Genomic DNA, 14853 nt, shown 5'->3' with positions numbered 1-14853 from the left:
TCGTCGCGCTACGCGAACGACGCGGCAGTGCCGTCGCGCTAGGCGAACGACGCGGCGGTGGCGGCGGTCGAGTTGATCAGTTCGCGGAGCAGCTCTTCGGCGTACGGCCAGTACCCGTAGCCGGCGGCCGGGTTGAGGTGACCGACTGCGCCGAGGTCGACGAGCTTGCTGCCCCACGATTCGGCCATCCCGGCGACCCGGCGGAACCGGGCCAGGGGGTCGTCGGTGCTCGCCGCCACGATGCTGGGGAACGGGAGCCTGCGCCGGGGGACGGGATTCCAGCCGTTCGCGTCGAGCTCCCCGCGTGTGGGGTAGCCCGCGGGCAGCGGCTCCTCGAAGTCGGGTGGGGTGGCCAGCAGCGCACCCTGAACGGGACGGGACGCCTGCTGGGCCCAGTGCACCGTGATCGCCACGCCCGCGCTGTGCGCGACGAGTACCACCGGACCGTCGATGTCGGTGAGAACGGTGTCGAGGGCGGCGATCCGCGCGGCGAGACTGAGCTTGTCCCGCTCGAGCGGCGGCACCGTCCGCACGGTGTCGAGTCGCTCGGCGAGCAACGTCTGCCAGTGGTCGGCGACGTGATCGCGCAGTCCGGGCACGATCACCACGGTCGGTTCGGTGGAGGTGGTCACGGTCGGCTCCAGTTTCCTAAGAGATGGCGGTAAGGGCGGCGAGCTTGCGGCGTCCGGCCGGGTAGGCGCGTTTGCCGAGAATCAGGGCGACGATCGCGACGACGTAGATCAGGGGCGCGATCTGCAGGGCGGTGACGAGGCCGAAGCGGTCGGCGAGCAGTCCGACGACGAACGGGCCGAGTGCCAGTCCGAGAAGGTTGTTGGCGAGTGTGAGGGTGCCGAAGGCCGAGGCACGCACCGAGGAGTGGGTGAGGTTCGCGACCATCGCGGCGATCGGACCGGACGAGCCGGCGGAGAAGAACGCGCCGATACCGATCAGGATCAGCTGGGTGGAACCGGACGGCATCTGGAAACCGGCTCCGAGGAACACGAGCGAGAGCACGCCGTACACGACGGCCGTGGTCCATTTCTTGGTGGGATCGTCCCGGCTCACACGGTCGGTGATGATGCCGCACACCACCATGCCGCTACCGACGGCGAGGACGAAGATCGACGCCATCGCGCCGGCCTTGTCGGGGGCGAGGCCGTACGACCGGTTGAAGAAACTCGGCAGCCACGCCAGCAGGACGCCCGCGGTGAACATCTGCAGACCGCCACCGATGTACGCCAGCACGACGGCGGGTGTGGAGAAGAGGCTCGAGAGCGGTGCTCGGAAACCGGTGGGTGTGTCGGCGGGGTCGTCGAGGACGGCGGCGTCCGTCAGTTTCTTCTCGGATACGAGGGCACGGAACAGGGCGACGAGGATGAGGCCGAAGACGGCCATCGCGGCGAACGACCAGCGCCAGCCGAGGTTGACGGCGATGACGCCGCCGAGGGCGACCCCGATCACGGAACCGAACGATCCGCCGCCCATGAAGGCGCCGCTGAGCGCGGAGTGCACGCGCGGGGCGAACACGCTGAGCACCACCGCGATGCCGACACTGCCGTAGGCGGCTTCGCCGACACCGACGAGGAACCGTGCGCCGAGCATTTGCTCGTAACTGGTGGCGAGCGCACAGAGCAGCGTCGCGGCGCTCCACAGGACGGCCATGAGAAGCAGGCTCTTGACCCGGCCCCACCGGTCGGCAAGCAGCGACAGCGGGAGGGTCAGCAGGCCGACCATGAGAGCGACGATGCTGCTGAGCGAGGCCAGCTGTGAATCGGTCAGCGCCCATTCGGTTTTGAGGAGCGGGAAGACGGCGCTGAGAACCTGCCGGGACATGTAGTCCGACAGCAGCAGCCCGAACGTGAGGGCGAAGACGATCCAGGGGTAGACCCGCGACCGTCCGGCCGGCGCAGCGGTCGCGCCGACCGTGTCCGGGGCGGTGGTGGTGTTCGGTCCCATGAGGCCTCCTATGGCCGACAGGATTGGTAAAGGGTGTGGGGAGGGAGCCGGGCGTGCTCGGCGGGAGCAGCGAATCCTCCGGCTCCCTCCCCGTTCGTGACGAAATCCCCTCGGGTGCGGGAACTCAGGCGTGCTGGGTGAAGCCGACCTGGCCGGGACGGCGGTTCGGGGCGTAACCGAGCTTGGCGAGCGTCTCGTCGGCGTCGGCGTAGGTTTGGCCGATCCGGTAGATGTCGCGGGCCTCCTTCCCGGTGGCCACCTCCCGGCCCAGCTCCCCGGCCACCCGGACCAACTGCTCGACCTGCGCGACCGACGTCATCTTCTCGCCCTTGCGACCCCAGATCGTGTCCTCGTTCCCGCACCGCGGATGCAGACCCATCGCGATCGCCATCGCGTTGACCGGCAGCACACTGCGCATCAACGTCTCGAGGGTCAGGCACGCACCGTCCGGCACCCGCTGCACGAAATTCATGATGTTGTACGGATTCGGGCCGTCGAAACCGCCACCGATACCGACCCAGGTCAGATTCAGCGGACCGGTGTACACCCCACGCCGGATCAACCGCTCCACCGTCTCGAGCTGCGGGATGCTCGACAGCTGGAAATGCGGCTGGATCCCGGCCGCCTGCAGCCGGCGCAGATGCTCCTCCACCCACGCCGGACCGGCCGGGACCGTCATCTCCCGGTACGCCTCGGCCAGCTCGGGCCGCTGCATCGAGGTGCCGGCGATGTCGTCGGCGGTCATCAGCTCCATGATGTTCATCTGCGAGGTGTTGATCGCGATCGTCACCTGATCCGGCGCCGGATCGAGGTCGGCGAGCATGTGCCGGGTGTCGTCGGAGAGCCACTTCGCGTCCGCACCCTCACCCTCGGGGGCGAACGAGATGGAACCGCCGACCTGCAGGATCATCTCCGGCACGGCCTGCCGCAGTCCGGCGAGCAGTTCGTTGAACTTCGAGAGCCGCTTGGAGCCCTTGCCGTCGAGTTCGCGGACGTGGATGTGCAGCACGGTGGCGCCGGCCTCGTAGCAGTCCACCGCCTTCTGGACGTGCTCGTCCATCGTCAGCGGCAGGTCCTCGCGGAAGTCGTCCGGCTCCCACTCGGGACCGTACGGGGCGCACGTGATGACCAGCTTCTCCTGGTTCTCGGGGAAGAGGGCGTCGTCGTGGAAATGCATGGGTGTTCTCCGTTTCGAAATCGGAACTGATGACCAGGGGGGCGTGAGAATTCAGAAGGGCCGGTCGCCGACGATTCCGGCGCGTTCCATCTTGCGGACGGCGGGCCAGTAGTCCTGGACGGCGTAGTGCTGTGTGGACCGGTTGTCCCAGATCGCAACACTGTTCGGGGTCCACCGCCACCGCACCTGGTATTCGGGGATCGAGGCCTGGCTGATCAGGTAGTTGAGCAGGTTGCTGCTGCCGGGCGCGTAGTCGATGCCGTACCGGATGTTGTCCGGGGTGTGGTAATTGACGAAGTGGGTTGCGAAAGAATTGACGAACAGGATCTTTTCGCCCGTGTCCGGGTGCGTGCGCACCACGGGGTGTTCGGCGTCGGGGAACCGATCGTGCAGGGCGTGCCGCTGCTCCGGCGTCTGGGCCGCGCCGAACGAGGCCTCGATGCTGTGCCGGGCGCGCAGTCCGCCGATCTGCTCCTTCACCCGGTCGGGGAGTTTCTCGTAGGCCAGCGCCATGTTCACCCAGATGGTGTCGCCACCGACGGGCGGCGTCTCGACGGCGCGGAGCACGCACCCCATGGGCGGGTTGTCGCGCCAGGTGGCGTCGCAGTGGAAGGCGTTCTCGTAGTGCTCGGCCGGGCTGTCGAGGTCCTTGTAGATCCGCACCAGCCCGGGGTACTCGGGGTCGCTGCCGGCGACGGGATGATCCTCGAGCGGGCCGAAGCGCTCGGCGAGCGCCACGTGCTCGGCGCGGCTCATGTCCTGGTCGCGGAAGAACAGAACCTTGTACTCGAGCAGCAGTTCCCGGAGTTCGGCGAACAGGGCGTCGTCCCGAGAGACGTCACCGAGGCTCACGTCGAACAACTCGGCGCCCAGAGAGCAGGTCATCGGCGCCAGCCGGAACGAACCGGAGGGGGAGAGGATCGCGTTCCGCTCGGGCGAATACGTCAGTTGTGCGGTGTCGTTCATGTTGGTGTCTCCGTCCTGGTGAGGGGTGTCCCGGCTCAGAGCCGGAACACCGAGGAGCCGATGCTGGTGCCGGATTCGAGGTCGCGGTGCGCCTGGACGGCGTCCTCGAGCCCGTAGCTCTGGTTGATCTCGATGCGGATCCGGCCTGCCTCGACGTGGCCGAACAGTTCACCGGCGAGTTCGGCGCGCTCCGCCGGGTCCGCGATGTAGTCGGCGAGCGCGGGCCGGGTGACGAACAGCGAACCCTTGACGGCCAACTGCATCGCGTCGATCGGCGGAATCGGTCCCGACGCCGTGCCGAAGCACACGAGCAGTCCCCGCCGGGAGAGGCAGTCGAGCGAAGTCTCGAAGGTGGACTGGCCGATGCTGTCGTAGACGACGGGAACGCCGGCGCCGTCGGTGATCTCGCGGACCCGTTCGGCGACGTTCTCACGGGTGTAGACGATCACGTGCTCGCAGCCGTGAGCGCGGGCGATCGCGGCCTTCTCGTCGGTGGAGACCGTGCCGATCACGTTGACGCCCAGCAGCTTCGCCCACTGGGTGAAGATGAGTCCGACGCCACCGGCGGCCGCGTGGAGCAGTACCGTGTCGCCGGACTTCAGCGGGGCGATGCGGCGCAGCAGGTAGGCCGACGTGAGCCCGCGCATCGTCATCGCGGCGGCCGTGTCGAAGCCGATCGCGGACGGCAGCGGAATGAGCGGGGCGGCAGGCATGACGCGTTCTGTGCTGTAGGCGCCGAGCGGACTTCCCGTGTAGGTGACGCGGTCGCCGACCTGCACGTGGGTCACTCCGGTGCCGACCGCCTCGACCACACCGGCACCCTCGACGCCCATGCCCGCGGGCAGTTCGGCCGGGTAGAGGCCGGTGCGGAAGTAGGTGTCGGCGAAGTTCAGGCCGACCGCCTCGTGGCGGATCCGGACCCCGTGCGGGCCGGGTTCTCCGACCTCGACGGACTCCCACTTCATGACCTCGGGTGTGCCGTGCTCGTAGAACCGAACAGCCTGTGCCACAGTAATTCTCCTCTTCGACGTGATGATCGGCGCGGTACCGCTGCGGAACTGCTCGCGGGGGCGGGCCGGGGTGATCCGGTGCCGTGGGGTGGCTCTCCGCGCCGTCTCTTTGTGATGCACCTAACAGTAGGGGCGCATCCGGCAGTATGCTTATCCTGACGGGACAGGAGGCCTATCATTTCGGGACACGGCCAGGTGTCGGGACAGGGCAGGGACGGGACGTGAAACCCCTCGCGCGGTACGCGTCACTGAACGGGTACGTGGAACTGTGCCGGTCACTCGGACTCGAGCCGGCACCGCTGCTGCGCGCCGCCGGCCTCGACCCGTCCGGGCTCGGCCTGCAGGACCGCTGGATACCCGCCGCTGCGATCGCGCGACTGCTCGAGCAGTCGGCGGACAGATCTGGATACGCGGATTTCGGGGTTCGCCTCGCCGAACGCAGGCAGTTCTCCAACCTCGGACCGCTCAGTCTCGTCGTCCGCGAGGAACCCGACGTCCGGAGCGCCCTGCGCGTCCTCACCCGCTACGACCACACCTACAACGAGGCGCTGCGCACCCGGATGTCGGAGCGTGGCGGGCTGGTGACCCTGCGAATCGAACTCGACGTGGGGGAGGCCACCGACATCCGGCAGTCGGTGGAACTGGCGGTCGGGGTGCTGTACCGGCTGTTGCGGGGCTTCCTCGGCGGCGGCTGGAAACCGCTCGACGTCTGCTTCCCGCACCCGGCGCCGGCCGACGCCGCGACGCACCGCCGGTTGTTCGGGCCCGCGATGAAGTTCGACCACGAGTTCGCGGGAATCGTCCTCGAAGCGGGCGACCTGAACGCGCCGAACAAGATGTCCGATCCGCTGCTCCGCCCGTACACCCAGCAACTGCTCGAGTCGTGGGAACCGTCGGACGACGTGACGATCGTGAGCCGGGTCCGCGAGTTGATCGAACTTCTGCTTCCCACCGGCCGCTGCTCCGTCGAACAGGTGGCCCGCAGCCTGGGGGTCGACCGGAGAACCGTGCACCGCCGTCTCGCCGAGAGCGGGGAGACGTTCTCCTCCGTCCTCGACGGCACCCGCACGGAACTCGCCGAACGGATGGTCGCGAATCCGCGGCTGAACCTCACCGAGATCGCGGACATGCTGGCGTTCTCGGCGCCGAGCAACTTCTCCCGGTGGTTCCGAGGCCGGTTCGGGGTCAGCCCGAGCAGGTGGCGAGCTCAGCGGGCGGGTGAGACGGGGTGAAACGGCCGGATCTCGTCGTCGCCGGGGCGGATGACCCCGGCATGGGACTCGGGGACCTCCTGCCACGCGCCTTCGAGGTCGCGTAGCGGTTCGGACACCACGAACCGGGTTTCGTCGCCCAGTTCGTGCAGAACCTCCACCTCGGGATGCAGCGCGCGCACCTTGTCCATCGCGGTGGAGAAGAACAGGGACCGCGTCTGCTGTTCGGTCGAGTACCGGAACACCCAGACGGAGACGCCGTCGGTGGTGGCGATCGTCGCCTGCACCGGGTTCTCGACCCCGTGCCGGGCGCCGACGTCCTCGACGAACCCGACGGCGCGGGCGACGGCGGTGAACGGGTCGTCGGTGAGTCCGAACGTCAGCGCGAGGAAGAACAGTGTCTCGGAGTCGGTGGATCCTTCAATCTGCGGGTAGAGGCTCGGGTCGACGGCCAGGGCCAGATCGCGTTTGATCTCGGTGAATCCGCGCAGGGCGCCGTTGTGCATCCACAGCCAGTTGCCGTGCCGGAAGGGGTGACAGTTGCTGCGCTGCACGGGAGTTCCCGTCGACGCGCGCACGTGCGCGAAGAACAGCGGCGTCCGGATCTGGCGGGAGATCTCCTGCAGGTTGCGTTCGTTCCAGGCGGGTTCGATGCACTTGAACAGGGCCGGGGTGGGGCCGTCCCCGTACCAGCCGAGGCCGAACCCGTCACCGTTCGTGGTGGTCGCACCCATGCGGGAGTGCAGGCTCTGGTCGATCAGGGAATGGACCGGCCGGAAGAGGAGGTCCTCGACGAGGATCGGATCGCCGGAGTATGCCATCCACCTGCACATCTTCTCATTCAAGCAGGTCGTGTCCGCTGATGAAACGGGCTTCGTCGTCGATCGGATCGTCGGGCGGGAGTCAGCCCTCGCCGGCGCTCACGGTAGGGAAACCAGCACCACCCGAGTCGATACAACTTCGGTATCGATAGCGAGAATCTTTGACTTGGACATGTATCGAACCTCCCTCTAGCGTGATTCCTATGACTCAGGTCACGCTTCCGGATCGGGGCGTGATCAGAGTCCCCCAACTTCGTCACCCCCCGAATCCAGAGAGAGGAGTCACCGATGACCCTCCCCCTCGCCGTCTCGCCGGCAGTCGACAGCGCGGTCTCCAAGATCTTCCGTCGTGTCGTGCCGCTGTTCATCGTGATGTTGATCTGTAACCAGCTCAATCGCTCGAACATCGGCTATGCCCAGACCCACCTCGAAGCGGATGTGGGCATCGGCGCCGCGGCGTACGGATTCGGCGCGGGTGTCTTCTTCATCGCCTACGCGATCTTCGAACTGCCGTCGAACGTGCTGATGGAGAAGTTCGGCGCCAAGGTGTGGCTGACCCGCATCATGATCTCGTGGGGCCTGGTGTCCGCGGCCATGGCGTTCGTCAACGGCCCCGAGATGTTCTACGCCCTGCGCTTCCTGCTCGGTGTCGCCGAGGCCGGCTTCTTCCCGGCCATCATCTTCTACTTCACCCGCTGGCTGCCGAACAACCACCGCAGCCGCGCCACCGCCCTGTTCATCGCCGGTTCCTCGATCGCGGCCGCCATCTCGGGACCGATGTCCGGACCGCTGCTGTCCCTCGACGGACTCGGCGGGCACCACGGCTGGCAGTGGATGTTCGCCCTGGAGGGCCTGCTGTCGGTGGTCGTCGGGCTCATCGCTTACCGCCTGCTCGACTCGAAGATCGACGACGCGAAGTGGCTGACCGGCCCGGAGAAGCACGACCTGCAGGCCGTCATCGCCGAGGAGGACGTGCTGCGCAGCGAGGCGTCCGCGAAGCGCGGCGAGTCGGGCTCGCGCTGGAAGCTGCTCCTGCAGCCGCGGATCCTGGTGTGCTGCGGCATCTTCTTCGCGATCACCATGGCGATCTACGCCAACACGTTCTGGCTGCCGTCGATCATCCGCCGCATCCCGGGCACCACCGACATCACCGTCGGGTTGCTGTCCTCACTTCCGTGGATCTGCGCGATCTTCGCGATGTACTTCTCCAACCGCTCGGCCGACCGCACCGGACGGCACAAGCCCTACCTCGTCGCCGCGCTGCTCATCGGCGGTATCGGCACGATGGCCGCCGCGTTCGTCACGCCCTGGCTGGCCCTGCCGCTGCTGTGCCTCGCGACGATGGGCTTCAAGAGCGCGAGCCCGCTGTTCTGGTCGATTCCGCAGCGCACGCTGCACCCGATGGTGCTGGCACCGGCGATCGCGATCATCAACTCGCTCGGCAATCTCGGTGGCTTCGTGGCCCCGTTCGGCTTCGGTGTCATCAAGGAGCAGACCGGCACGGTGACGATGGGCCTGATCGTGCTGTCGCTGTTCGCCCTGGCCGCCGCCGCGGCGGTGACGTACTTCCGGCGCGACAAGGAAGACATCGACGACGTCGCGAACGTCGCAGAGGTGGCGTCCGACGACACCCTGGCCACCAAATGACCCGTCACCGGACCATACGAAACGCAGACGAGAATTCGAGGATCGCATCATGACAGCAACGGTGAACCGGACCGACGTGACCGGACAGATGATCATCGCGGGCAACCCCGTGCAGGGTTCCGGCACGACCATCCACGGCATCGACCCCGCCACCGGCCACCAGCTCGAGCCCGGCTTCGCGCACGGTGACGACCGGGACGTCGACGCCGCCTGCGCCGCCGCCGCCGAGGCGTTCGGGCCGTACCGCGCCACGACGTCGGAGGAGCGCGCCCGGTTCCTCGAGACGATCGCCGACAACATCGAGGCGCTCGGCGAGACGCTGATCGCCCGGGTGTGCGCCGAATCCGGACTCCCCCAGGGCCGCGTGACCGGCGAGGTCGGGCGCACCTCCGGGCAGCTGCGGCTGTTCGCCGGCGTCCTGCGCGACGGCGGCTGGAACGGTGCCCGCATCGATCCGGCGCTGCCCGACCGCACGCCGTTGCCGCGTGCCGACATCCGCCAGCGGAAGGTCCCGCTCGGACCGGTCGCGGTGTTCGGCGCCAGCAACTTCCCCCTCGCGTTCTCCGTCGCCGGCGGCGACACCGCTTCGGCACTGGCGGCCGGCTGCCCCGTCGTCGTGAAGGCCCACGACGCGCACCCCGGCACGTCCGAACTCGTCGGACGCGCCATCGCCGACGCCGTCGCGAGCACCGGCATGCCTGCGGGGACGTTCTCCCTGCTGTTCGGTTCGGGCCGCGGGCTCGGCACCGCGCTGGTCACGGATCCGCGCATCAAGGCCGTCGGCTTCACCGGATCCCGTTCCGGCGGAACCGCTCTGGTCGCAGCCGCCGCAGGTCGCCCGGAACCGATCCCGGTGTACGCGGAGATGAGTTCGATCAACCCGGTGTTCCTCCTCGAGAACGCGCTCACCACCCGCGGCGCCGAACTCGGTCGCGCCTTCGTCGGGTCGCTGACCCTCGGTTCCGGGCAGTTCTGCACCAACCCCGGTCTCGTCATCGCGGTCGACGGTCCCGGCCTCACCTCGTTCGTCGAGTCCGCACGCGCTGCGGTCGCCGAGAGCACGCCCACCCCGATGCTCACCCCGAACATCGCCGGCTGCTACGCCGACGGCGTCACCGCGCTCAGCGGCGCCGCGACCGTGGAGGCCCGCGGCACCGAATCCGACGCACCGAACACCGGCCGGGCAGCGCTGTTCAGCGCCGACGCCGACACGTTCCTGGGGTCGGAGGTGTTGCAGCAGGAGGTGTTCGGCTCGTCCAGTCTGATCGTCCGGTGCCGCGACGCCGAGCAGGTGCGCGCCGTGGCGGCGAAGCTGGAAGGCCAGCTGACCGCGACCGTCCACGTCGACGACGCCGATCTCGACGAGGCAGGCCGCCTGCTGCCCGTCCTCGAGCTCAAGGCCGGGCGAATCCTGTTCAACGGCTGGCCCACCGGGGTCGAGGTCGGGCACGCGATGGTGCACGGTGGCCCGCACCCCGCGACGTCCGACTCGCGCACCACGTCCGTGGGTTCGCTGGCGATCGAACGATTCCTGCGACCCGTTGCCTACCAAGATGTTCCGAGCTCGCTGCTCCCTGCCGCCATCGCCGACGGCAACCCCGACCAGTTGTGGCGTCGCATCGACGGCCGACTCACCCAAGCCTGATTTTTCCCTCGTGAAGGAGTTCCCCATGCTCGACGGCGTCCTGTTCTTCCCCGTCACCCCGTTCACAGCTTCCGGCGACGTCGACTACGACCGGCTCGCCGAGCACGTCGCCAAGGGTGTCGACGCCGGCCCCGGAGGCGTCTTCATCGCCTGCGGCACAGGCGAATTCCATGCCCTCGGGCTGGAGGAGTTCGGCAAGATCGTCGCCAAGGCGACGGAGGTCGTCGCCGGACGGGTCCCCGTCTTCGCCGGCGCAGGCGGTTCCGTGCAGCAGGCCAAGGAGTTCGCCGCCAGCGCGAAGGCCAACGGCGCCGACGGCATCCTGCTGCTCCCGCCGTACCTGGTGACGATGCCGCAGGCCGGACTGGTGGAGTACACCCGCGCGGTCGCCGAGACCACCGACCTGCCGCTCGTCGTCTACAACCGCGGCAACGCCCGATTCGACGAGGCGGCAGCCGTGGAGGTCGCGCAGTTCCCGACCGTCGTCGGTTTCAAGGACGGCACCGGTGACCTCGACAAGGTGGGCCGCATCGTCCGTGCGGTGAAGGACGCGCTCGCCCCGTCCGGCAAGCAGTTCCTGTTCTTCAACGGCATGCCCACCGCCGAGGTCACCCAGCAGGCGTACCGCGCGATCGGTGTCACGCTGTACTCGTCCGCCACGTTCGCCTTCGCGCCGGAACTCGCGCTCGGCTTCTACGACGCACTCGAATCCGGCAACCAGGAACTCACCGACGCACTGCTCCGCGACTTCTTCCACCCCCTGGTGCGCCTGCGCGACCAGGTGCCCGGATACGCGGTGTCGCTGATCAAGTCGGGTGTCGCGATGGAAGGTATCGACGCCGGGCCCGTGCGGCCGCCGCTCGTCCCCACGAGCGACGTGCACGTGCGTGAGCTCACTCGGATCACCGCGGCAGGCCGCGCCGTTCTCGCGAACGCTCTCGCCGTGCAGGCGGCGGTCTGATGACTACCGCACCGATCCGGATCACCGGCGCGCGGATCACGCCCGTCGCGTTCGTCGACCCGCCGCTCCTCAACACCGTCGGCGTGCATCAGCCCTACGCGCTGCGCGCGATCATCCAGCTCGACACGGACGGCGGTCTCGTCGGACTCGGTGAAACCTACGCCGACACGGCCCACCTGCTCCGGCTCGAGGCGGCCGCCGAGGCGATCGTCGGTCTGGACGTGTTCGCGCTCAACGCGATCCGCGCGGCGATCGACGCGAAGATCGCCACGCTGACCGTCACGGGCGGCGACGGCGTCGCGGGCATGATCACCACGGCCAGCACCACCGACCGCGTGTTCTCCCCGTTCGAGGTGGCGTGCCTCGACGTGCAGGGCAAGGCGCTCGGCCGGCCGGTGTCCGATCTTCTCGGCGGCAAGGTGCGCGACGCCGTCCCGTTCAGTGCGTATCTGTTCTACAAGTGGGCCGGGCACCCCGGCGCCGAGCCCGACGAATGGGGCGAGGCGATCGACCCCGACGGTCTGGTCCGCCAGGCGCAGAAGATGATCGGCGAGTACGGCTTCGAGGCCATCAAGGTCAAGGGCGGCGTGTTCTCCCCGGACGAGGAGATCGCCGGCATCAAGGCGCTGCGCGCCGCGTTCCCCGACCTGCCGCTGCGCCTCGACCCCAATGCCGCGTGGACCGTCGACACGTCGATCAGGGTGGCGTCGGAACTCGACGGGATCGTCGAATACCTCGAGGACCCCACACCCGGTCTCGACGGTATGGCCGAGGTGGCACGTGAGGCGAAGATGCCGCTGGCCACGAACATGTGCGTCGTCGCGTTCGATCAGCTCAAGCCTGCGGTGCTGAAGGATTCGGTGCAGGTCGTGCTGTCGGATCACCACTACTGGGGTGGCCTGCAGCGGTCGCGGCTGCTCGCCGGGATCTGCGACAACTTCGGCCTGGGCCTGTCGATGCACTCGAATTCGCATCTGGGCATCAGCCTGGCCGCGATGGTGCATCTCGCCGGCGCCACCCCGAACCTCACGTACGCGTGTGACACGCACTGGCCGTGGAAGACCGAGGACGTCGTCAAGCCGGGTGTCCTGACGTTCGTCGACGGCGCGGTCGCGGTGCCGACGACGCCGGGTCTCGGTGTCGAGATCGACGAGGACGCCCTCGCCGCCCTGCACCAGCAGTACCTCGACTGCGGGGTGCGCGACCGCGACGACACGGGGTACATGAAGTCGGTGGATCCCACGTTCGAGAACACCTGCCCTCGCTGGTAGCAGTAGCACCGGAAGGCGCCGACCGCCCACGCGGTCGGCGCCTTCAACGTGGGCTAGATTGAGTTCCACCTCGAGGCAAAGGAGTGGATCGAATGTTCTCCCTCGCACGGCTGTCGTGTTTCATCGCCGTCGCGGAGGAACTGCATTTCGGTCGCGCCGCGGAGCGCCTCCACATGACGCAGCCGCCGCTGAGCCGTCAGATCCAGCAGCTCGAAAGCGAACTCGGGGTGCAGTTGATCGACCGCACCAGCCGGTCCGTCACCCTCACCGCAGCCGGGGCGGCGTTCCTGCCCGACGCCCGGCGCATTCTGAGTCTGTCGGAGAGTGCCGCCCTGACGGTGCGGCGGGTGCCTGCCGGCGATCTCGGCACCGTCGTCGTGGGGTTCACCGGCGCGTCCGCGCACGCGGTGCTGCCGAGGTTGCTCGAGGCCGCACGCGACCGGCTACCGGACGTGAAACTCGTTCTGCGGGAGATGGTCACGTCGGTGCAGATCGAATCGCTGATCAGCGGTGAACTGGATCTCGGACTGATCCGCCCCATCCTCACCCGCCCCGGCATCGACACCCGCCCCATCCACCACGAACGGCTCGTCGCCGCGCTGCCCGCGGGTCACCCCCTCGCCGACGCCGACCAGTTGGCGGTGGAGGATTTCGACGACCAGCCCGTCGTCATGTATTCGCCGGTCGATGCGCGGTATTTCCACGAACTGCTCATCAGCACGTTCACGATCGTCGGGGCCTCCCCGCGTTACGTCCAGTACGTCACGCAGGTGCACACCATGCTGGTGCTCGTCCGGTCCGGGCTGGGCCTGGCCCTCGTCCCGGAATCCGCGCAGACGATGCACCCGGAAGGGGTCGTGTTCCGGCCCGTCTCCGCGATCCGCGACCGGCCCGTCCAGATGAACGCCGCCTGGCGCTCGGACAGCCGGAACCCCGCGTTGCGCAGGCTCATGGAGGATGTCCTGCCGCAGCGGGAATGGGAATGAGCACCGGCACGCTCAGAGCGTGAGCTTGCACGTCTGCCCGATGTCGAGCACCCGCAGCACCCGGCCCGTGCCCAGCCACAACGCGCACGACAACGCCAGGTCGGTCAGGATCTCGTCGGTGAAATGCTCGTGACACCGCGCCCAGAAGTCCTCGTCCTCGCGCAGCGCCGTGTGATCGGTGGCGAACCGGTGCGCGAACTCCGCCGCCGTCCGCTCCTCCGCGCTGTACCCGGGCCACGACTCCCACTCGAGGACGTGATCGTAGAAGTGCTCGTCGATGCCCGCGTCGGCGCCGCTGCGGTCGCGGGTGCCGAGGCACACAGCGCACTCGTTGGCCTCCGCGACCGCCATTCGTGCGATCTCCCGCACCCGTAACGGTAACCGGTTCCGGTTGTAGACCGCATCCGTGAAGGTGCCGAGCGCACCACCCAGTTCGGGCGAGATCGACAGCCAACCTGCCACGTCATCGTCACTGTAGCTACCTACTCGACTCATTCCCGAATGCTACAGCGGGAGCCGTCGCGGGCGATAGATCTGACACGTGTTCTATGTTGTGGAAGTCGGCGCGGCAAGCCTGGCCAGGTGCCGTAGCGAGTTGACGAGATGCTCGGGACCGAACGGCGGGAAGTGGAGGTACTCCCGGATGCGCTGCGGTACCGGCGACCAGTCGTAGGTGAGCGTGATCTCGGTTTCGGACGGGCCGAGCGGCACGAGGTCGTAGCGCCAGCTCCAGCCGCCGAACTCGAGGTGACCGTCCTCCTTCTCTTCGCCGGTGCGCCAGGCGATGGCGCGCGGTGGGTCGAGAACCTGGATCTGGTTGGCCACGCGGTAGTTCCCGTTCGGATGGTCGGGGTGGTACATGTCCATCCGGAAGATCTGCCCCACCTCGGTGAGCGGCGCCCGGTCGGCGGCGTCCTGCACCCACCCGGTGCCGTCGATCGCGCAATGGGTTCCCGGGTCGGCCAGCACCGCGAACACCGTGGGGGCGGGCACGGCGACGGTCAGGGTGGCGCTCACATTCTCCTGGTCCACGGTGGGCACGCTCCTCGTCGCCTCGGTCTCCCACAGGTGCGGAAGGGGCCGTTCACTCCATGTTGACTGCCCGGCGGCGCGAAATTCACCGGTCCGCATCCATTTCACGGCCAAAGTGCCTGTAGGCGTGAGTAACACCTGCACCCGAAATATGCGGCTCGGGTCGCCCC

The 14853-nt window shown here is 68.2% G+C and carries 14 protein-coding genes; 6 read left to right on the top strand and 8 right to left on the bottom strand.

Going from position 1 to position 14853, the window contains the following annotated elements:
* Positions 1 to 38: 38 nt before the first annotated feature.
* The 5 genes from ACFU5V_RS14035 to ACFU5V_RS14015 form a co-directional block, all read right to left on the bottom strand.
* Positions 39 to 632: an RBBP9/YdeN family alpha/beta hydrolase gene (locus tag ACFU5V_RS14035; RefSeq protein ID WP_378699967.1), complete on the bottom strand. Its 594-nt coding sequence runs from the start codon at positions 630 to 632 to the stop codon at positions 39 to 41.
* Positions 633 to 648: 16 nt separating this feature from the next.
* Complete coding sequence (locus ACFU5V_RS14030; RefSeq protein WP_378432456.1) at positions 649 to 1956, bottom strand: MFS transporter; 1308 nt, start codon at positions 1954 to 1956, stop codon at positions 649 to 651.
* 124 nt (positions 1957 to 2080) lie between these two features.
* Complete coding sequence (locus ACFU5V_RS14025; RefSeq protein ID WP_072943797.1) at positions 2081 to 3133, bottom strand: 3-keto-5-aminohexanoate cleavage protein; 1053 nt, start codon at positions 3131 to 3133, stop codon at positions 2081 to 2083.
* A 51-nt stretch (positions 3134 to 3184) separates the two neighbouring features.
* The gene (locus ACFU5V_RS14020) at positions 3185 to 4099 is read right to left on the bottom strand and encodes a TauD/TfdA dioxygenase family protein (RefSeq protein WP_378432457.1); all 915 of its coding nucleotides are present in this window, start codon (positions 4097 to 4099) and stop codon (positions 3185 to 3187) included.
* Positions 4100 to 4134: 35 nt separating this feature from the next.
* Positions 4135 to 5109, bottom strand: a complete 975-nt coding sequence (locus ACFU5V_RS14015) for a quinone oxidoreductase family protein (protein WP_378432459.1) — start codon at positions 5107 to 5109, stop codon at positions 4135 to 4137.
* A 221-nt stretch (positions 5110 to 5330) separates the two neighbouring features.
* On the opposite strand from ACFU5V_RS14015, the gene ACFU5V_RS14010 reads away from it, so the two are divergent.
* A complete protein-coding gene (locus ACFU5V_RS14010) occupies positions 5331 to 6341 on the top strand; it encodes an AraC family transcriptional regulator (protein ID WP_378699965.1) in 1011 nt (336 codons plus the stop codon).
* Here the strand turns inward: ACFU5V_RS14010 and ACFU5V_RS14005 are convergent.
* Positions 6317 to 7141 (bottom strand): class II glutamine amidotransferase, encoded by an 825-nt coding sequence (locus tag ACFU5V_RS14005; RefSeq protein ID WP_378432462.1) that lies wholly within the window; start codon positions 7139 to 7141, stop codon positions 6317 to 6319. The genes ACFU5V_RS14010 and ACFU5V_RS14005 overlap by 25 nt on opposite strands.
* A gap of 288 nt (positions 7142 to 7429) precedes the next feature.
* Here ACFU5V_RS14005 and ACFU5V_RS14000 point away from each other — a divergent pair, with 288 nt between their 5' ends.
* The 5 genes from ACFU5V_RS14000 (at position 7430) to ACFU5V_RS13980 (ending at position 13651) form a co-directional block, all read left to right on the top strand.
* Positions 7430 to 8788, top strand: coding sequence for an MFS transporter (locus ACFU5V_RS14000; RefSeq protein ID WP_378699964.1), 1359 nt, complete (start codon positions 7430 to 7432; stop codon positions 8786 to 8788).
* Positions 8789 to 8837: 49 nt separating this feature from the next.
* Positions 8838 to 10433, top strand: coding sequence for an aldehyde dehydrogenase (NADP(+)) (locus ACFU5V_RS13995; protein ID WP_378699962.1), 1596 nt, complete (start codon positions 8838 to 8840; stop codon positions 10431 to 10433).
* Positions 10434 to 10458: 25 nt separating this feature from the next.
* The gene (locus ACFU5V_RS13990; protein ID WP_378699960.1) at positions 10459 to 11394 is read left to right on the top strand and encodes a 5-dehydro-4-deoxyglucarate dehydratase; all 936 of its coding nucleotides are present in this window, start codon (positions 10459 to 10461) and stop codon (positions 11392 to 11394) included.
* Positions 11394 to 12665 carry a glucarate dehydratase family protein gene (locus ACFU5V_RS13985; RefSeq protein WP_378699958.1) on the top strand — a complete coding sequence of 424 codons (1272 nt, stop codon included), beginning with the start codon at positions 11394 to 11396 and terminating at the stop codon, positions 12663 to 12665. Before ACFU5V_RS13990 ends, ACFU5V_RS13985 begins: the two co-directional genes overlap by 1 nt.
* Positions 12666 to 12757: 92 nt before the next feature.
* A complete protein-coding gene (locus ACFU5V_RS13980; RefSeq protein ID WP_276142592.1) occupies positions 12758 to 13651 on the top strand; it encodes a LysR substrate-binding domain-containing protein in 894 nt (297 codons plus the stop codon).
* Positions 13652 to 13663: 12 nt separating this feature from the next.
* Here ACFU5V_RS13980 and ACFU5V_RS13975 read toward each other — a convergent pair whose 3' ends face one another.
* Positions 13664 to 14146 (bottom strand): carboxymuconolactone decarboxylase family protein, encoded by a 483-nt coding sequence (locus ACFU5V_RS13975; protein WP_378699956.1) that lies wholly within the window; start codon positions 14144 to 14146, stop codon positions 13664 to 13666.
* 51 nt (positions 14147 to 14197) lie between these two features.
* On the bottom strand, positions 14198 to 14683 hold the full coding sequence (locus tag ACFU5V_RS13970; RefSeq protein WP_378699954.1) for a polyketide cyclase: 486 nt from the start codon (positions 14681 to 14683) through the stop codon (positions 14198 to 14200).
* Positions 14684 to 14853 lie beyond the last annotated feature (170 nt).

The organism is Rhodococcus sp. NPDC057529, from assembly GCF_042802055.1.
Taxonomy (GTDB): Bacteria; Actinomycetota; Actinomycetes; order Mycobacteriales; family Mycobacteriaceae; genus Rhodococcus_F.
The sequence above is the reverse complement of the archived record's forward strand: the minus strand, read 5'-3'. Positions and strand labels throughout refer to the sequence as shown.